Source organism: Mycobacterium sp. NGS40 (assembly GCF_059812735.1).
Map to the genome: position 1 here is coordinate 18,906 of NZ_JCALDG010000026.1, position 17,549 is coordinate 36,454.

17 protein-coding genes are annotated in these 17,549 nt (G+C 67.2%); 7 read left to right on the plus strand and 10 right to left on the minus strand.

Features of this window, described 5'->3' with window-relative positions; genetic code table 11:
• From AC5Y5O_RS27085 to mca, 3 genes are read right to left on the minus strand one after another with little or no spacing between them, the layout of a single operon-like run.
• Positions 1 to 2,025: a thioredoxin domain-containing protein gene (locus tag AC5Y5O_RS27085; protein ID WP_500028143.1), complete on the minus strand. Its 2,025-nt coding sequence runs from the start codon at positions 2,023 to 2,025 to the stop codon at positions 1 to 3.
• Positions 2,012 to 2,308: a hypothetical protein gene (locus AC5Y5O_RS27090; protein ID WP_096289791.1), complete on the minus strand. Its 297-nt coding sequence runs from the start codon at positions 2,306 to 2,308 to the stop codon at positions 2,012 to 2,014. The genes AC5Y5O_RS27085 and AC5Y5O_RS27090 overlap by 14 nt, the downstream gene beginning before the upstream one ends.
• The gene (mca, locus tag AC5Y5O_RS27095; protein WP_096289792.1) at positions 2,305 to 3,177 is read right to left on the minus strand and encodes a mycothiol conjugate amidase Mca; all 873 of its coding nucleotides are present in this window, start codon (positions 3,175 to 3,177) and stop codon (positions 2,305 to 2,307) included. Before mca ends, AC5Y5O_RS27090 begins: the two co-directional genes overlap by 4 nt.
• A 123-nt stretch (positions 3,178 to 3,300) precedes the next feature.
• On the opposite strand from mca, the gene AC5Y5O_RS27100 reads away from it, so the two are divergent.
• Positions 3,301 to 3,735 carry a DUF4307 domain-containing protein gene (locus AC5Y5O_RS27100; protein WP_096289793.1) on the plus strand — a complete coding sequence of 145 codons (435 nt, stop codon included), beginning with the start codon at positions 3,301 to 3,303 and terminating at the stop codon, positions 3,733 to 3,735.
• A gap of 214 nt (positions 3,736 to 3,949) precedes the next feature.
• A complete protein-coding gene (gene greA, locus AC5Y5O_RS27105) occupies positions 3,950 to 4,444 on the plus strand; it encodes a transcription elongation factor GreA (RefSeq protein WP_096289794.1) in 495 nt (164 codons plus the stop codon).
• A 12-nt stretch (positions 4,445 to 4,456) separates the two neighbouring features.
• Here the strand turns inward: greA and AC5Y5O_RS27110 are convergent, their stop codons facing one another.
• The 4 genes from AC5Y5O_RS27110 to AC5Y5O_RS27125 all read right to left on the minus strand — a co-directional run bounded on the left by AC5Y5O_RS27110 (position 4,457) and on the right by AC5Y5O_RS27125 (position 9,050).
• A complete protein-coding gene (locus AC5Y5O_RS27110) occupies positions 4,457 to 5,632 on the minus strand; it encodes a cystathionine gamma-synthase (RefSeq protein WP_500028146.1) in 1,176 nt (391 codons plus the stop codon).
• A gap of 70 nt (positions 5,633 to 5,702) precedes the next feature.
• The gene (locus tag AC5Y5O_RS27115; protein ID WP_500028147.1) at positions 5,703 to 6,389 is read right to left on the minus strand and encodes an RDD family protein; all 687 of its coding nucleotides are present in this window, start codon (positions 6,387 to 6,389) and stop codon (positions 5,703 to 5,705) included.
• Positions 6,390 to 6,477: 88 nt separating this feature from the next.
• A complete protein-coding gene (locus AC5Y5O_RS27120; RefSeq protein WP_500028148.1) occupies positions 6,478 to 7,896 on the minus strand; it encodes a cystathionine beta-synthase in 1,419 nt (472 codons plus the stop codon).
• An 86-nt stretch (positions 7,897 to 7,982) separates the two neighbouring features.
• Positions 7,983 to 9,050, minus strand: coding sequence for an alpha/beta hydrolase (locus AC5Y5O_RS27125; RefSeq protein WP_500028149.1), 1,068 nt, complete (start codon positions 9,048 to 9,050; stop codon positions 7,983 to 7,985).
• 242 nt (positions 9,051 to 9,292) lie between these two features.
• On the opposite strand from AC5Y5O_RS27125, the gene AC5Y5O_RS27130 reads away from it, so the two are divergent.
• Positions 9,293 to 10,240, plus strand: coding sequence for an SGNH/GDSL hydrolase family protein (locus tag AC5Y5O_RS27130; protein WP_500028178.1), 948 nt, complete (start codon positions 9,293 to 9,295; stop codon positions 10,238 to 10,240).
• 90 nt (positions 10,241 to 10,330) lie between these two features.
• Entirely contained in the window at positions 10,331 to 11,548 is a 1,218-nt protein-coding gene (locus AC5Y5O_RS27135) for an acetyl-CoA C-acetyltransferase (RefSeq protein ID WP_500028150.1), read from the plus strand.
• Positions 11,549 to 11,734: 186 nt separating this feature from the next.
• Here AC5Y5O_RS27135 and AC5Y5O_RS27140 read toward each other — a convergent pair whose 3' ends face one another.
• A complete protein-coding gene (locus tag AC5Y5O_RS27140; RefSeq protein ID WP_500028152.1) occupies positions 11,735 to 12,580 on the minus strand; it encodes a Bax inhibitor-1/YccA family protein in 846 nt (281 codons plus the stop codon).
• A gap of 261 nt (positions 12,581 to 12,841) precedes the next feature.
• On the opposite strand from AC5Y5O_RS27140, the gene AC5Y5O_RS27145 reads away from it, so the two are divergent.
• From AC5Y5O_RS27145 to AC5Y5O_RS27155, 3 genes are all read left to right on the plus strand, one after another.
• Positions 12,842 to 13,891, plus strand: coding sequence for an enoyl-CoA hydratase/isomerase family protein (locus tag AC5Y5O_RS27145; protein ID WP_096289800.1), 1,050 nt, complete (start codon positions 12,842 to 12,844; stop codon positions 13,889 to 13,891).
• Between the two features lie 13 nt (positions 13,892 to 13,904).
• A complete protein-coding gene (locus AC5Y5O_RS27150) occupies positions 13,905 to 14,699 on the plus strand; it encodes an enoyl-CoA hydratase (RefSeq protein WP_096289801.1) in 795 nt (264 codons plus the stop codon).
• 156 nt (positions 14,700 to 14,855) lie between these two features.
• Positions 14,856 to 16,505 (plus strand): alpha/beta hydrolase, encoded by a 1,650-nt coding sequence (locus AC5Y5O_RS27155; RefSeq protein WP_500028180.1) that lies wholly within the window; start codon positions 14,856 to 14,858, stop codon positions 16,503 to 16,505.
• Here the strand turns inward: AC5Y5O_RS27155 and AC5Y5O_RS27160 are convergent.
• Together AC5Y5O_RS27160 and AC5Y5O_RS27165 are read right to left on the minus strand one after the other, a co-directional pair.
• Entirely contained in the window at positions 16,502 to 16,942 is a 441-nt protein-coding gene (locus AC5Y5O_RS27160; RefSeq protein ID WP_096289803.1) for a rhodanese-like domain-containing protein, read from the minus strand. The genes AC5Y5O_RS27155 and AC5Y5O_RS27160 overlap by 4 nt on opposite strands.
• Positions 16,939 to 17,538 (minus strand): cysteine dioxygenase, encoded by a 600-nt coding sequence (locus AC5Y5O_RS27165; RefSeq protein ID WP_096289804.1) that lies wholly within the window; start codon positions 17,536 to 17,538, stop codon positions 16,939 to 16,941. Before AC5Y5O_RS27165 ends, AC5Y5O_RS27160 begins: the two co-directional genes overlap by 4 nt.
• Between the last annotated feature and the right edge of the window lie 11 nt (positions 17,539 to 17,549).

The following is a 17,549-nucleotide window of genomic DNA, read 5'->3' on the forward strand; positions in this document are numbered from 1 at the left end:
CTACCGCGCGGGCGAGGCCAGTGCCGCGGCCAGGTCGGCCGACCGGGTCACCGGCAGATCGCAGAGCCGGCCGCGGCACACGTAGGCGGCGTCGGCGCCGCGCACCCGGTCCCGGCCGACCAACAGCGCCGACGAGTCCATCTTTCCGCCCATCACGATCGCCCCGCCGGGTGCGAGCCGGCGGGCGTCGATCAGCAGGGGTGACCGCGGCGAGTGGCACGCGATCGCGATCTGCAGCGGGCCCCGGACCGCGGCCTCGGCCACCGAAATCCAATTCCCGGCCGACCGCGGGGCCTTGGCCAGCAGTACCGAGTGCGCGGCCAGCGCCTCGGTCGCCGCTCGCAGGTAGCGCGGTGCGTCGACACTGCCGACCAGATGCGCCGCGGTCAGCAGCGCCTCGGTGATCGTCGACGCGCCCGACGGGGTTGCCCCGTCCAGCGGGTCGGCCGGGCGCAGCATCAGCTGCTCGGCATCGTCGGCCGTGTCATACCATCGGCCGGGTCGCTGCGGATCGGCGAAATGCTCGCACGCGGTGTCGAGCAACTCGCACGCCGCCGTCAGCCACACGTCCTCGACGGTCAGCTGATACAGCGCCAGCAGCCCGGTGGCCAGCATCGCGTGGTCTTCCAAGATGGCCGCGCTCTCGCCGACCGCCCCGCCGAGGCTGGCCCGCCGCAGCCGGCCGCCGACCACATGCAGGTCGAGCAACGCCGTCGCGCACCGCCGCGCCGCCCGGGCCAACTCGGGGTCTGCCAGGGCCACGCTGGCCTCGGCCAGCGCGGTGATCGCCAGGCCATTCCACGACGTCACGACCTTGTCATCGCGACCGGGTTGGGCTCGGGTGTGCCGGGCGGCCAGCAGCGCGGCCCGCACACGTTCGGCGCGCTGCGGATCGTCGGGATCGCCGGGCAACTGCAGCACCGACGTGCCGTGTTCGAAAGTCCCGGACTCGGTGACCGCGAAAACCTCAGCGGCCCAAGGGCCGTCGTCGGGACCGAGCACCTCGGTCAACTGCTGCGGCGTCCAGACGTAGGTGGATCCCTCGCGGCCGTCGGCGTCGGCGTCCAGCGACGAGGCGAACATGTCGCCGTCGGCCAATTCGTCGAGCATGAATCGCGCGGTCTGCGCGGTGACCCGGCGGGCCAACGGATCGCCGGTGCGCCGGGCCCAGTGCGCGTAGGCGCGCAACAGCAGCGCGTTGTCGTACAACATCTTCTCGAAATGCGGTACTACCCAAGCGTTGTCGACGCTGTAGCGGGCAAATCCCCCGGCCAATTGGTCGTAGATGCCGCCGCGCGCCATCGCATTGCCGGTGCGTTCGACGGCCTCCAGCGCCGACGACGACCCGGTGCGCTCGTAATTGCGCAGCAGTGCCTCCAGAACCGCCGACGGCGGGAACTTCGGCGCGCCCCCGAACCCGCCGTGCGCCGTGTCCTGCTCGCCCAGCACCGCCGCGACCGCGTGATCACACAGTGCCGGGTCGACGTCCGGGCCTGCAGAGGGCAGCCCCACCAGGGCCCCGGACACCTTGCGCAACTCACCGGCGATGTGGCCGGATGCCTCCTCGACCTCGCCGCGGCGTTGCCGCCAGGTTTCGGTGACAGCCGAAAGAAGTTGCAGAAAACCGTCTTTCGGGTAGTAGGTGCCGCAGAAGAAGGGCCGCCCGTCCGGGGTCAAAAAACACGTCATCGGCCAACCGCCGTGCCCGGTGAGCGCGACGGTCGCGTTCATGTAGACCGCATCGATGTCCGGGCGTTCCTCGCGGTCGACCTTGACGCAGACGAAGTCCGCGTTCATCGCCGCCGCCACCTCGTCGTCGGAGAACGATTCGTGGGCCATCACATGACACCAGTGACACGCGGCGTAGCCGATCGACAGCAGGATCGGCACATCGCGTTGCGCGGCGTCTTCCATCGCTTCGGGAGTCCACTGCTGCCAGTGCACCGGGTTGTCGGCGTGTTGACGCAAATAAGGGCTGGTAGCCAGCCCGAGAGTATTGACCGACGACGATTCAGCCGGGCTCATCGCCGGGTCCTGACACCGACCCGTTCGCCGGCCCCGTCGCCTCGTCGCGGGGTGGCCCGACGGTGTCGGTGCCCTCGTCGGCCGCCTGATCGGGCTCGGGATGCTTGGGGTCGAACGACTCGGGCACCTTCTTGAGCTGCTTGTTCATCGATCGCAGCAGAAATAAGGTGGCGATCAACAGCAGCACGACGACCAGCAACCCGATCGGACTGGCCTTGCCGAAGTCGGGCCCGGTGTGCTGGGGTGTCCCGTCAGCGATCACCGTGAGCAAAAGGTGTCTCACGAGTGATTCTCGATTCCGCTGAACAGATCGTCCTCGGGCAAACGGATGGGCACCCGCGAGCGCGCCAACTCGAATTCCTCAGTCGGCCACAGCCGCTGCTGCCAGGCGATCGGGGCGGCGAAGAAGTCTGCCTTCGGGTCGATCTGGGTGGCATGCGCGCGCAGCGCGTCGTCGCGCTGGCTGAAGTATTCCGAGCACTCGACCCGCGTGGTCACCCGGGACTCGAACGGATCGTGCTCGGGTTTCCAGTACTCGAGCCACTTCTGGAACGGGGGTTCGTGACCGTGCTTGATCGCCTCGTCGTGCAGCAGCTGCATCCGCTGTCGCACGAAGCCGTGGACGTAGTACAGCTTGGACACCGCCCAGGGCTCACCGGCGTCCGGGAATCGGGCATGATCGCCGGCCGCCTCGTAGGCGCCGACCGAAACCTGATGGCAGGCAATGTGATCCGGATGCGGGTAGCCGCCGTTTTCGTCGTAGGTGGTGATCACATGCGGACGGAACTCGCGGACGACGCGCACCAGCGCCTCGACGGACTCCTCCAACGGCACCAGCGCGAAGCAGCCGTCGGGCAGCGGCGGCGGCGGATCACCCTTGGGCAGACCGGAATCGACGAAGCCGAGCCAGGTGTGCTCGACGCCGAGGATCTCGGCGGCCTTGGCCATCTCGTCGCGGCGAATCTCGGCGATGTGCTCCTGCACGTCGGGCAGGTCCATCGCCGGGTTGAGGATCTCGCCGCGCTCGCCACCGGTCAACGTCACGACCAGCACGCGGTGACCCTGGTCGGCATACCGGGCGAGTGTGGCCGCACCCTTGCTGGATTCGTCGTCGGGGTGTGCGTGCACCGCCATCAACCGCAGTTCGCTCACGTGTCCCCTTGTCGGTCCGCTGGTCTCCCCTCGAGCCTATAAGGACCCTATAATTCCAGTTTCCCGATGTTGCATGCTGTCGGCCGTCCTCCGGCAGCACATAAGCCCACCCGTGAAACAGCCATGACCCAGACTTCCATTCCCCGCCCCGAGGCTCGCTACGGGCGCGCGCGCCTGTCTGCGGTCTCGCGGCGCCGGGTCGCGATCGCGCTGGGTGTGCTGGTTCTCGCGGCCGGTATCGGCATCGCGGTCGTCGGCTACCAACGGCTGGGAACCAGCGATGTCTCGGGTTCGCTGGCCGGTTACCAGGTGGTCGACCAGGAAACGGCGTCGGTCACGATCAGCGTGACGCGATCTGATCCGTCGCGGCCGGTGGACTGCATCGTGCGGGTCCGCGCGAAGGACGGCAGCGAGACGGGCCGACGCGAGCTACTGGTCGGGCCGTCCGCGCAGGCCACGGTGCAAGTCACGACGACGGTGAAGTCCTCACAACCACCGGCGATGGCGGACATTTACGGATGCGGCACCGACGTGCCCGGCTACCTGCGCGCAGCCTGACCGGACACAAAGGCGAAGCTCAAATGACGTCATCGGCTGTTTCCACGGTGGTAACATGGATGAATGCACGGTTCCTCCCGGGACCGTGTATTGCTGCATTAGCGGCCGTGAGCACAACGGCACGGCAGCACGGGGCGGGACACAGACACTCCCTTTACCGGAGTTCAGAAGCTCACGCGGTTACGCGGAGAAATACGACGAGGAGCACGACACGATGACGGACACTCAGGTGACCTGGCTGACCCAGGAATCACATGACCGGCTGAAGGCTGAGCTTGATCAGCTGATCGCGAATCGTCCCGTCATCGCCGCGGAAATCAACGACCGCCGCGAGGAAGGCGATCTGCGGGAGAACGGCGGCTACCACGCCGCCCGCGAAGAGCAGGGTCAGCAGGAGGCGCGCATTCGCCAGCTCCAGGACCTGCTCAACAACGCCAAAGTCGGCGAGGCGCCCAAGCAGTCCGGTATCGCGCTGCCCGGTTCGGTGGTCAAGGTCTACTACGACGGCGACAAGTCCGACACCGAGACCTTCCTGATCGCCACCCGCCAGGAGGGCGTCAAGGACGGCAAGCTCGAGGTGTACTCACCCAAGTCGCCCCTGGGTGAGGCCCTGATCGACGCCAAGGTCGGCGAGACGCGCAGCTACACCGTGCCCAACGGCAACACCGTCAAGGTCACGCTGGTGAGCGCCGAGCCGTACCACGACTGATTGCGCGGCGAACTAGCCGAGGGCTTGTTCCAGGTCGGCCAGCAGGTCGTTGACATCTTCGATACCCACCGACAGCCGAACCAGGTCATCGGGAACTTCCAATTGCGACCCGGCCGTTGAGGCGTGCGTCATCGCGCTCGGGTGCTCGATCAGCGACTCGACCCCACCCAGTGATTCCGCCAGGATGAACACTCCGGTGGCGGCACAGAGCTTTTCGGCCGCCGCCCGGCCGCCGCGCATGCGCACCGACACCATGCCGCCGAAACCTGACATCTGCCGCGCGGCGACGTCGTGCCCGGGATGGGTGGGCAGGCCCGGGTAGAGGACCGCACTCACCGACGGGTGGCCGGCGAGGAATTCCGCTACGGCCAAAGCGTTTTCGCTATGCCGCTGCATCCGCAGCACTAGCGTCTTGAGGCCGCGCATCGTCAGGTAGGCGTCGAACGGGCCCGGCACCGCGCCGGCCCCGTTTTGCAGAAAGCCGAAGGCGTCGTCGAGCGCCTTGTCGTTGGTGACCAATGCGCCACCCACCACATCGGAGTGGCCACCGATGTACTTGGTCGTCGAGTGCAGCACGACGTCGGCGCCCAGCGTCAACGCCTGCTGCAGCGCTGGCGAAGCAAAGGTGCTGTCCACCAAAACTTTTGCCGAATGCCGCTTGCCGATGTCGGCGATGGCCGCGATGTCGGCGATGGACAGCAGCGGGTTCGTCGGTGTTTCCACCCAGATCAGCCGGGTCTGCGGCGTGATCGCGGCCGCCACGGCGTCGAGGTCGGACAGCGCTGCCGGCGTGTACCCGACGTTCCACTGCGTGAAGACCTTGTCGATCAAGCGGAATGTGCCGCCGTAGGCGTCATTCGGGATGACCAGATGATCGCCGGGCCGCAGCATGGCGCGCAGGGCACAGTCGGTGGCGGCCATGCCGGAGCTGAACGCCCGTCCGAAGGCACCGCCTTCATCGCCTTCCAGGGCCGCCAGCGAGGCTTCCAGCGCGGCCCGGGTCGGGTTGCCGGTGCGCGCGTATTCGAACCCGCCGCGCAAACCGCCGACGCCGTCCTGGGCGAACGTGCTGCTGGCGTAGATCGGAGCGTTCACTGCCCCCGTCGCGGGATCCGGGCGGTAGCCGGCGTGGATGGCTTTGGTGGCCAGTCCCTTGATTGCGTGGTGTCCGTTCGGGTTTTCGCTCATCGCCGTTCAGCCTAGTGAGCGCCACGGATTGCGCCGAGTGCGGTTATGCAAATGGGCTCGGTCTGACCCGTCAGATCGGCAGCACCACGGTCGTCAGGATCTTGTCAGCGATGGTCTGCCGCTTGGCGTCCCAGAGCGGAAACAGGAATCCGATGAAGCAGATGACGGCGTCGACGAAGTGGGCGAGGTCACGCACGACGGACATCCCGAAGCCGATCGGCGCTCCGGTCGTCTCGCTGACCACTTTGATCTTCATGACGGACTTGCCCAGGCTCGAGCCGGTGGTGCCCTGGCGGTAGCCCCGGTTCCAGAGCCAGTACGCCAAGCCCGCGAGCGTCGCCAACCATTGCGCCAGCTGGCCGATCGTCGAGGGCTGGCTTACGCAGTATTGGCTGACGTCGTACTGGGTGATGTCGGTGACGCAGGACGACTGCTGGGTGGCGTACATGATCCCGGTGCCGATGCCCTGCACGATCGCGTACGGCAGGTAGTCGATCAGCAGCGCCAGCACCCGGGTGATCCACGGCGTGTAGGAGTCCGTCGGCAGCGCCCGGATCACCGGTCCGGGCGGCGGCGGGGCGTATCCGCCACCAGACGGCGGCGGGGGTGGCGGGTAACTCCCGCCGGGCGGCGGAGGCGGTGGCGGTGGCGGGAAAGAACCACCCTGAGCGGAAGGAGCGGGTTCATACCCGCCAGAGGCCGGTTCGTAGCCACCGGGTGGTTCAGGCGGCGAAGAGGGCGGCGGCTGATCGGTCATGGTGCAACCTTCCACGGCGGGTTAGCTGAACTAGCCGCATTACAGTACCTGAGAAGCCACCTGTCGCGGAGGCCGCGGACACGCGCCGTTAACGTCGCCCTGCCTGTACCCGGGGGCCATCCGACAGAAAGCCCAACAGGTCGTATCGGGTGATGACCCCGACGGGTTTGCCCTCCTCGACGACCATCAGCGCATCCCAGTCGCGCAGCGCCTTTCCGGCCGCGCTGACCAGCTCGCCGGCACCGATGATCGGCAACGGCGGGCTCATGTGCTGGGAGACGGCGTCGGCCAATTTGGCGCGGCCCTCGAAGACGGCCGAAAGCAGTTCGCGCTCCGAGACACTGCCGGCGACCTCACCGGCCATCACCGGGGGCTCGGCGCCGACCACGGGCATCTGGGACACCCCGTACTCGCGCAGAATGCCGATGGCGTCGCGCACCGTCTCGGTTGGGTGGGTGTGGACCAGGTCCGGCAGCGCACCCGACTTTCCGCGCAGCACGTCGCCGACGGTGGGCTGTTCCGTCGAGCCGTCGAGGCGGGTGCGCAGGAAGCCGTACGACGACATCCACGCGTCGTTGAAGATCTTCGACATGTAGCCTCGGCCGCCGTCCGGAAGCAACACGACGACGAGTGCGTCGGGCCCGGCTTCCTCGGCCACCTTCGCCGCGGCCACCACGGCCATCCCGCACGAGCCGCCGACCAGCATGGCTTCTTCCCGGGCCAGCCGCCGGGTCATGTCGAACGAGTCGGAGTCGGATACGGCGATGATCTGGTCGGGCACCGTCGGGTCATACGCGGCGGGCCAGAAATCCTCTCCGACGCCTTCCACCAAATAGGGCCGGCCGGTGCCGCCCGAATACACCGACCCTTCGGGGTCCGCGCCGATGATGCGCACCGGTCCTTCTGGCCGGCCGGCGGACACCTCTTTGAGGTAGCGGCCCGCGCCGGTGATCGTCCCGCCGGTGCCGATGCCGGCGACGAAGTGGGTGACCTTGCCGTCGGTGTCGGCCCACACCTCGGGACCGGTGGTCGCGTAGTGGCTGGCCGGGCCCTGCGGGTTGGCGTACTGGTCGGGCTTCCAGGCGCCGTCGATCTCGCGAACCAGCCGGTCGGAGACGCTGTAGTAGCTGTCCGGGTGCTCCGGCGGCACCGCCGTCGGGCACACCACGACCTCCGCGCCGTACGCGATCAGCACGTTGCGCTTGTCCTCGCTGACCTTGTCGGGGCAGACGAACACGCACTTGTAGCCGCGGTGCTGGGCCACCAGCGCCAGCCCGACACCGGTGTTGCCCGAGGTGGGTTCGACGATCGTGCCGCCCGGCTGGAGCAGACCGGCGGACTCGGCGGCGTCGATCATCTTCACCGCGATGCGGTCCTTGGAGCTACCGCCGGGGTTGAGGTACTCGACCTTTGCCGCAACCGTGCCAGCACCGGCGGGGATGACGGAGTTCAGGTGAACCAGTGGCGTGCCGCCGATGATGTCACTGATGTGCTGCGCAATTCGCATGCGCTTATCGTCTCAGGCGATTTCTGGCCGCGCACACCCGCTCTCGGTGCAATAGGTCTCCGGGCCGGCCGTGCGGAACCGAACGACTAGCCGGTGGCTTCGCGGATGTACTCGCCGATTTGGCGCAGCGAACGAACGGCCTCGGGCACCAGCGGCGCCGCCAGCTGGAAATCGTGAACCTGGCCGGGCCAGACCCGTACCTCGGCCGGTACCCCGGCGGCCGCCAGCCGGCTCGCCGCTAACCGCGCGTCGTGCAGCAGCACCTCGGACCCCGACACGTGGATCAGCGTGCGCGGAAGGCCGGGCTTGATGTGGTCGAGGGGTTCGTAGATCTCCTCGGGCTTGCCGTCGACGATGTTCGTCCTCGCCGCGCTAGCAACCAATTCGACGAGTGCGTCGAATGCCTTTGCTCCGAACATCGCATCGGTCTTGATATTGGGATGCGTTTGCTTGTATTCCTTTGCCAGTTGCAGCAGTGGCGAGATCGCCACCAGCGCCGCAGGCTCCTCGCCCTCCTCCTGCAGCCGCTGCGCCAGCGTCAGCGCGAGGTAGCCGCCGGCGGAGTCGCCGGCGAGAACGATCTGGTCGGGCTGGAAGCCGCGCCGCCGCAACCAGCGGTAGCCGTCGTGACAGTCCCGCACCGCCATACCGATCGAATGCTTGGGCAACAGGCGGTAGTTGACCACCAGAACGGGCGAGTCAGCAAACTTGGAGATCGATTCGACCACGCGGCCGTGAGAGTTTGCTCCGCAGGTCAAGAACGCGCCGCCGTGGAAGTAGAGCACGACCCGCCGGGTGCCGTCCGCAGGCAGCACTCCTGGAGCGCGGACCAATTGTGCCGACGCGTTGGGCAACTTCACGGTGTTACGCACGGTGGCCGACACCGGCAGCAACGCCCTGGCCGCGAGGTCGATCAGACCCCACGGCCACGGCAACGTGGGGGCGTAGCTGCCGGCCGCCAGAATTGGTCGAATCGTCACGCGTGAGGCCAGCGTGGCTACCCGCCCCTGGACGCTGGGGCCGGATTCGAGGACTTCTACCGGTGCGCCGTCGCTGATAGCGAATTTGCGCGCCTCGGCCCTGCGCGACTTCAGCAGGTCACGAAGATGGGCGGCATTCCGGGGTGCACCGGAAACCTTGCTGGGTGCGGTCATGCTCGACACTCCTACGCCGTTGTAGTGCGATACAGCATGTGACGAGCAAACCGAGCGCCCGGTTCAAATGGTGCGCCGAGTCGTTCAGCCAACCCGTTAAACTTAGCTTCGCAGGCATTTCTTAAAGGAACGTTTGAAGAGTCTGATTTGATACCACATCTGATTCACAACGTGACCGCTTTGTTGGTCGGCCGTCCGCGCAAACCCGACAGCCGATCTAAAATGATCCCGTGACCGTGCGGGTGCCGCGTCTTTCGACAATCGCCCTGGCCGCGGCAGGCGCAGTCGCCTCGACAGGTACGGCCTATCTGGGCGCACGAAACCTCCTGGTCGGCCAGGCGACGCACGCGCGCACGGTGATCCCCCGGGCCTGGGACATCCCACCGCGCGCCGACGGCGTGTACAGCCCGGGCGGCGGGCCGGTGCAGCGGTGGCAACGTGGCATGTCCGCGGACATGCACCTGATGATCTTCGGCGACTCGACCGCCACCGGGTACGGCTGCGCGAGCGCCGAGGAAGTGCCGGGTGTGCTGATCGCGCGTGGCCTCGCCGAACAGACCGGCAAGCGTATTCGGTTGAGCACCAAGGCCATTGTCGGCGCGACCTCAAAGGGCGTCAGCGGGCAGGTCGATGCGATGTTCGTCGCCGGGTCACCGCCGGACGCGGCCGTGATGATGATCGGCGCCAACGACGTCACCGCCCTGAACGGGATCAGCCAGTCCGCCCGACGGCTGGGCCGGACCGTGCGCAAGCTGCGTTCGCGTGGCGCGGTGGTGATCGTCGGCACCTGCCCGGATCTTGGCGTGATCTCCGCGATCCCCCAGCCGCTGCGATCGCTGGCGCACGCGCGGACCCGACAGCTCGCCCGTGCACAGACCGCGTCGGTGCGATCCGCCGGCGGGGTGCCGGTGCCGCTGGCCCACCTGCTGGCTCCCCAATTCCGGGCCACTCCCGAACTGATGTTCTCCGCCGACGGCTTCCATCCCTCGCCGACCGCGTACGCCCTGGCCGCCGCGCAGCTGCTGGTCGCGCTCTGCGATGCGCTGGGCCAAGAGATCGAGGGCCCAGTGCTCAACCTGGCCGCGCGCGCCGAGACACCCATGGTCAGCGGCGGCCACACCCCGCTGAGCGCCATGTCGCGGCTGTGGCGACGGCCGTCGCCCAGCGAGGCCGCCCCGTCGTCGAACTGACGAATCGGCACCGACTAGATTTGCCTTAGCCCGCCGGGTTGGGTGTGCCACCCGTTTTCACGCGAGCGAAGCATCTTGAAGGGAACCGTCATGCCCGAAGCCGTCATCGTCTCCGCCGCCCGCTCGCCGATCGGGCGGGCCATGAAGGGGTCGCTGGTCAACATGCGGCCCGACGACCTGGCCGCCCAGATGGTGCGCGCCGCACTCGACAAGGTCCCCGCGCTCAACCCGCATCAGATCGACGACCTGATCCTGGGCTGCGGCCAGCCCGGCGGTGAGGCGGGATTCAACCTGGCGCGCGTGGTCGCCGTCGAACTGGGCTACGACTTCCTGCCCGGCACCACCGTCAACCGGTATTGCTCGTCGTCCCTGCAGACCAGCCGGATGGCGTTCCACGCGATCAAGGCCGGTGAGGGCGACGTGTTCATCTCCGCGGGCGTGGAGACGGTGTCCCGCTTCGCCAAGGGCAGCGCCGACTCGTGGCCGGACACCAAGAACGCGCTGTTCGACGAGGCGCAGGAGCGCTCCGCGGCCGCCGCCAACGGCGCCGACGAGTGGCACGACCCACGCGCCGACGACAACCTGCCCGACGTCTACATCGCGATGGGGCAGACGGCGGAGAACGTCGCACTGCTGACCGGCGTGAGCCGCGAAGACCAGGACCACTGGGGCGTGCGCAGCCAGAACCGCGCCGAGGAGGCGATCAAGAGCGGGTTCTTCGAGCGGGAGATCTCGCCGGTGACCCTGCCCGACGGCACCACGGTGAGCACCGACGACGGTCCGCGACCGGGCACCACCTACGAGAAGATCAGCGAGCTCAAGCCGGTGTTCCGGCCCAACGGCACGGTGACGGCGGGCAACGCTTGTCCGCTGAACGACGGCGCGGCGGCGCTGGTGATCATGAGCGACACCAAGGCCAAGGAGCTGGGCCTGACGCCGCTGGCCCGCATCGTCGCCACCGGCGTCAGCGGCCTCTCGCCGGAGATCATGGGGCTGGGCCCGATCGAGGCGTCCAAGAAGGCGCTGGCTCGGGCGGGCATGTCGATCAACGACATCGACCTCTACGAGATCAACGAGGCCTTCGCGGTGCAGGTGCTGGGCTCGGCCCGGGAGCTGGGCATGGACGAGGACAAGCTGAACGTCTCCGGCGGCGCGATCGCGCTGGGCCACCCGTTCGGCATGACCGGCGCCCGGATCGCCGCCACGCTGATCAACAACCTGCAGACCTACGACAAGACGTTTGGCCTGGAGACCATGTGCGTTGGCGGTGGCCAGGGCATGGCGATGGTGATCGAGCGACTCAGCTAGCTCTTTTCCGAGCTCGTTGCTGAGCTCGTCTGCCGCGACGAGTGTGCGTCCTGGGCGGCGAATGTGCGCCCAGGGCGACGTGGCCGCACACTCAATGCGGCCAGGAGCGGTTTAGGCGAGGAGCGGTCCAGCGCAGCAAAAAGCCGGCCCGCCCGAAGGCAAGCCGGCTTTTCTGCGTACGAGAAGCTAATCGTTCTGCAGATAACTGAGCAGACGCAGGATCTCCAGGTACAGCCAGACCAGCGTCACGGTCAGGCCGAGCGCAATGCCCCAGGCCGCCTTCTCGGGAGCTCCGGCGCGGATCATCTGGTCGGCCGCGTCGAAGTCGATCAGGAAGCTGAACGCCGCGATGCCGATCACGACCAGCGAGAACAGGATCGCCAGCGGTCCACCGCTGCGCAGGCCCAGGCCCGCTCCGCCACCGAAACCGAACATGCCGAGCACCAGGTTGCCGATCATCAGGGCCAGCGCACCGAACATCGCGCCGACCACCCAGCGGGTGAATTTCGGAGTCACCCGGATAGCGCCGGTCTTGTAGACGACGAGCATGCCGAAGAACACCCCGAAGGTGCCCAGGACCGCCTCACCGATCAGCGCGCCCGCGTTGACGTGCGACACCTGGAAGTTGGCGAAGACAAACGAGACCGCACCGAGGAACAGGCCCTCGAGGACGGCGTAGCTGAGCACGATTCCCGGGTTGTCCTGCTTGCGGCCGAACGTCGCGATCATCACGAGCACGAAACCGCCCAGCGCACCGATCAGGGTCAGCGGCATCGCCAGGGCGAGGTTGTTGCTCACCAGGAAGTAGGAGACGATCGCCGACACGGTCAGCACGCCGAGCGTGATGCCGGTCTTGGTGACGACGTCGTCGATGGTCACCGGGCGGGTGGCCTTGGCCTCCTGGTAGGGAGCCGTGTAAGGGTCGGCTTGGTAGTACCCCTGCTGCATCTGGGCCGCGCCAGTGCCGAATTGCGCATATCCGCCGCTCTGCTTGGGCAGCGAACGAAATACCGGGTTGCTGGTCTCCCGCACCGTCGGATCCTCTCTTAAGACTGTGGCTTCGCGTCGTGCGAACACTTGCTCAACGATCAGTCGCCGTCCCAGGTTCCCAGCGGAACTGGTGTTTTCAGGGTATATCCGGGCCCGGCGCCTGTCGCCAAGCTCAAACATAATCCTTACCCGCGGGCATCGCGTCGCTTGTCACGATCTAGATTGCTGGTCAAGGCCCGGTAGTCATCGCGGCGACACCCTGGGCACAGATTGCGACCCGGAAACGGACTGAGAGGCTGCCCAGTGACCGAAGGCGCGACCGAGCAATCCGACGAGATTCTGGCCCGTGTCGACAATGGCGTCGGCCTGATCACGCTCAACCGCCCCAAGGCAATCAATTCGCTCAATCAGACGATGGTCGACGTGTTGAGCCCCCTGCTGACGCGCTGGGAAAACGACGACGCGGTGCGCGCGGTGGTGCTGTCCGGTGCCGGCGAACGCGGGTTGTGCGCCGGCGGCGACGTGGTCGCGGTCTATCACAGCGCCCGCAAGGACGGCGTCGAGGTGCGGAAATTCTGGCGCGACGAGTATCTGCTGAACGGTCAGATCGGGCGATTCGCCAAGCCGTACGTGTCGTTGATGGACGGCATCGTGATGGGCGGCGGGGTCGGCGTCAGCGCCCACGGCAGCGTTCGCGTGGTCACCGAAACATCAAAGGTGGCAATGCCGGAGGTAGGCATCGGGTTCATCCCCGACGTCGGCGGAGCGTTTCTGCTGTCCCGGGCGCCCGGCGCCCTCGGTCTGTACGCCGCGCTGACCGGCGCACCGTTCTCCGGGGCCGACGCGATCGCGCTGGGCTTCGCCGATCACTACGTCCCGCACGGCCAACTCGAGGCGTTTCGCCAAGCGATCGTCGACGAAAGCATCGAGAGTGCACTGGCCGCCCACGCCACCGCGCCGCCACCGAGTGAGCTTGTCGCGCAACGCCATTGGATCGACGAATGTTTTGCCGGCGATACCGTCGAGGACATTCTCGCGGCGCTGCGCCGTCATGACGCCGAGCCGGCGCAAGACGCCGCGAATCTGATCGGCACCCGATCCCCCATCGCGGTGTCGGTGACGCTGGAGGCGGTGCGGAGGGCGGCGAAAATGGAAACGCTGGAAGATGTTCTGGTGCAGGACTATCGAGTGTCGTCGGCCTCGGCACACTCACACGATCTGGTGGAAGGCATTCGGGCACAGATCATCGACAAGGATCGTAATCCGAAGTGGTCGCCGCCGGACTTCGCCGCGGTCTCCGCGGCCGACATCGAGGCGTATTTCGCGCCGGTCGATGACGACTTGACTTTCTAGAAAGGCGATTTGGATGAGCGGGACAACCCCAACAAACTACGAAACCATCTTGGTCGAGCGCGACGAGCGGGTCGGGACCATCACGCTGAACCGGCCGAAGGCGCTCAACGCGCTCAACAGCCAGGTGATGATCGAAGTCACCGGCGCGGCAACAGAATTCGACAACGATCCGGGCATCGGCGCGATCATCATCACCGGCGCGGGCGGCAAGGCCTTCGCCGCGGGCGCCGACATCAAGGAGATGGCCGGGCTGAGCTTCGCCGACGCGTTCGGTTCGGACTTCTTCGCCACCTGGGGCAAGCTGTCCGCCGTGCGCACGCCGACGATCGCCGCGGTGGCCGGATACGCGCTCGGCGGCGGCTGCGAGCTGGCGATGATGTGCGATCTGCTGATCGCGGCCGATAACGCGAAATTCGGCCAGCCCGAGATCAAACTGGGTGTGCTGCCGGGCATGGGCGGTTCGCAGCGTCTCACCCGCGCAATCGGCAAGGCCAAGGCGATGGACCTGATCCTGACCGGTCGCACCATCGGCGCCGAAGAAGCCGAACGCAGCGGTCTGGTGTCGCGGGTGGTGCCGGCCGACGACCTGATGAGCGAGGCCAAGGCCGTCGCCACCACGATTTCGCGGATGTCGCTGTCGGCGTCGCGGATGGCCAAGGAAGCCGTCAACCGTGCCTTCGAGTCCACCCTGGCCGAGGGACTTCTCTACGAACGCAGGCTGTTCCATTCCACCTTCGCGACCCACGACCAGTCCGAGGGCATGGCGGCATTCGTCGAGAAGCGGGATCCCAACTTCACCCATCGCTAAGATGCTCTCGTGAGCGAGTCAGGTGCTGCGACCGCGGCCGACGACGGATCGACGGCCGGCGCAGACAAACTCTCGGACCCCCGAGACGCCGCAGCGACGAGCGTCGCCACCGAACCGGAACCCGAACCGGCAGCCGGGCCGGACAGCACCGACGAGCTGGCCGAGATCGCGACCAAGCCGTTTTGGGTGCGCCACTACACCTTTACCGGCACCGCGGTCGGTCTGATCTTCATCTGGTTCTCGCTGACACCGTCACTGCTGCCCCGCGGCGCGATTTTCCAGGCGTTGGTCAGCGGCTTCTCCGGCGCCATCGGTTATGGGCTGGGCGTCTTTTCGGTCTGGCTGGTGCGCTACATGCGCACCAAGAACTACAGCCCGCCACCGCCGCGGTGGGCATGGAAGGTGTTGATCCCGGTCGCGGTGGTGGGCCAGGTGCTGATGGCGATCCGGTTCCACGTATGGCAGGACGACGTGCGCGACCTGATGGGTGTCGCGCACCTGCACTGGTACGACTACCCGATCGCCGCGGTCCTGTCCATCATCGTGCTGTTCACCGTCGTCGAAATTGGCCAGGCCATCCGCGTGCTGGTCAGTTTCCTTGTGGGACAACTGGATCGGATCGCACCGTTTCGCCTCTCGGTGACCATTGTGGTGGCCCTGCTCGTGACGTTGACGATCACCCTGCTTAACGGCGTCGTGCTCAAGTCCGCGATGCGCACCATGAACAACACGTTCGCCGCGACCAACAACGAGATGAATCCCGAGACCGCGGCGCCGAAAAGTCCGCTGCGGTCGGGCGGGCCGCAATCGCTGGTGTCGTGGGAGTCGTTGGGCCGCGAGGGCCGCATCTTCGTCGAGGGCGGTCCCAAACTCGACGAACTGACCAGCTTCAACGGCGCCCCGGCCACCGAGCCCATCCGCGCCTATGCCGGCCTGAATTCCGCCGATGGCATCACCGCGACTGCTGAGCTGGCGGCACGCGAACTGCAACGTGAAGGCGGCTTACAGCGCGAGATCGTGGCGGTCGCAACGACTACCGGCACCGGCTGGATCAACGAAGCCGAAGCCTCGGCACTGGAGTACATGTACAACGGCAACTCCGCGATCGTCAGCATGCAGTACTCGTTCTTGCCGAGCTGGCTGTCGTTTTTGGTGGACAAGGAGAATGCCCGGCACGCCGGCCAGGCATTGTTCGAGGCCGTAGACAGACTGATCCGGCAGCTGCCGGAGGGACACCGCCCCAAGCTCGTGGTCTTCGGTGAGAGCCTGGGCTCGTTCGGCGGTGAGGCGCCGTTCATGAGCCTCAACAACGTCCTAGCCCGCACCGACGGCGCGCTGTTCAGCGGCCCGACGTTCAACAACACCATCTGGACGGACCTGACCGCCACCCGCGACGCCGGCTCGCCGGAGTGGCTGCCCATTTACAACGACGGCCACAACGTCCGATTCGTCGCTCGCCCAAGCAATCTGGACCGGCCGAAGGATCCGTGGGATGCACCGCGGGTGGTGTATTTGCAGCACGCGTCCGACCCGATCGCGTGGTGGACGCCGGATCTGTTGTTCAGCGAACCGGATTGGCTACGCGAAGGGCGCGGCTATGACGTGCTGCCCCAAACACGGTGGATCCCCGTGGTGACTTTCCTGCAAGTGTCGGCGGATATGGCCGTCGCCGTGGACGTCCCCGACGGCCACGGCCACCGCTACGTCGCCGACGTCGCCAACGGCTGGGCAGCGGTGTTGTCACCGCCCGGGTGGACGCCGGAGAAGACCGAGCGGCTGCGACCGCTGTTGCACGCCAACGATTAGAGCCAGCGGCGAGCGGGCGCCCCGGCGTTCGCCAGCACTTCCGGACTGACCGGATCGCCGGCCAATTCGGCGAGCACACCGGCGCCGGCCAGCGCGTGATAGCCACCGACGACGTCGGTGGCCCGGTGCAGGCCGATGTCGAGCAGCGCGGCCGCCGCCAGGCTGGAGGTGTAGCCCTCCGAACACAGGATCACCCACTCGACGTCGTCGCCGACGGCTTCGGGCAGGCGGGCGTCACTGGTCGGGTCGCAACGCCATTCCAGGACATTGCGTTCGATCACCAGCGCGCCGGGAACCTCGCCCTCGCGGAATCGCTGCGCTTGCGGCCGGATGTCGACGAGCACCGCCCCGCGCCGCAGTGCATCGGGCACCTCAGCGGCCCCCAGCCGCCGAAAACGGCGGCGGGCGGATCTCAAGACCACGTCGATACGGCTCATTGCGTCCCCTCCGGTTGGTCGGTCAGTTCGGTGCGCTGGCGGCGCAACCTGCTGTTCTTGGTGACCTCGTAGTACGACATCGCGCTCAGCGGCGGCGAGTACGCGTGCACGCTCAGCGTCGGTGCCACCGGGCGCTGGATTCCGGTGCCGGCCGCCGACAGCGGGCGCGCGACCGGCCTGGGCGCCCACACCACGTCGTGCACCCAGCCCAGTGGAAAGCCGGCCTGATCACCGGCATCGAGCCGGCGTCGCCGTAAATTCGTTCCATCCCAACGGAATTCGTTGAGCGATCCGGACACCACGGTAAGCGCCCCCAATGACCCGCCGTGGTCGTGCAGTTCGGTGGGGTGACCGGGAACCCAGCTGATCAGCCAGACGTCCAGTTCGTCGTCGCCGTGGATGCGGGTGAACCAGCGCCGCGAGTCCGGTACGCCGCCGTCGGGCAGCAGGTGGTCGCAACGGCCGCTGAGCACATCGTCGGCGGCTCGATCGGTGGCATGCAGCAGGTCGGGAACCCGCAGCCGCGTCGGCCCGGCGGAGGGCGACGCGACGGCCGGCGGACGCAACGCAACAGAACTGGCGACAGACACAGACATTGGAGCACTCC

What these genes read in the sequence shown, in the direction of transcription:
- AC5Y5O_RS27150 (WP_096289801.1), top strand. Translation starts at nt 13,905, where the DNA reads ATGAGCGGGACAACCCCAACAAACTACGAAACCATCTTGGTCGAGCGC.
- AC5Y5O_RS27085 (WP_500028143.1), bottom strand. Translation starts at nt 2,025, where the DNA reads ATGAGCCCGGCTGAATCGTCGTCGGTCAATACTCTCGGGCTGGCTACC.
- AC5Y5O_RS27100 (WP_096289793.1), top strand. Translation starts at nt 3,301, where the DNA reads ATGACCCAGACTTCCATTCCCCGCCCCGAGGCTCGCTACGGGCGCGCG.
- AC5Y5O_RS27125 (WP_500028149.1), bottom strand. Translation starts at nt 9,050, where the DNA reads ATGACCGCACCCAGCAAGGTTTCCGGTGCACCCCGGAATGCCGCCCAT.
- AC5Y5O_RS27120 (WP_500028148.1), bottom strand. Translation starts at nt 7,896, where the DNA reads ATGCGAATTGCGCAGCACATCAGTGACATCATCGGCGGCACGCCACTG.
- AC5Y5O_RS27165 (WP_096289804.1), bottom strand. Translation starts at nt 17,538, where the DNA reads ATGTCTGTGTCTGTCGCCAGTTCTGTTGCGTTGCGTCCGCCGGCCGTC.
- AC5Y5O_RS27115 (WP_500028147.1), bottom strand. Translation starts at nt 6,389, where the DNA reads ATGACCGATCAGCCGCCGCCCTCTTCGCCGCCTGAACCACCCGGTGGC.
- AC5Y5O_RS27110 (WP_500028146.1), bottom strand. Translation starts at nt 5,632, where the DNA reads ATGAGCGAAAACCCGAACGGACACCACGCAATCAAGGGACTGGCCACC.
- AC5Y5O_RS27160 (WP_096289803.1), bottom strand. Translation starts at nt 16,942, where the DNA reads ATGAGCCGTATCGACGTGGTCTTGAGATCCGCCCGCCGCCGTTTTCGG.
- AC5Y5O_RS27135 (WP_500028150.1), top strand. Translation starts at nt 10,331, where the DNA reads ATGCCCGAAGCCGTCATCGTCTCCGCCGCCCGCTCGCCGATCGGGCGG.
- greA (WP_096289794.1), top strand. Translation starts at nt 3,950, where the DNA reads ATGACGGACACTCAGGTGACCTGGCTGACCCAGGAATCACATGACCGG.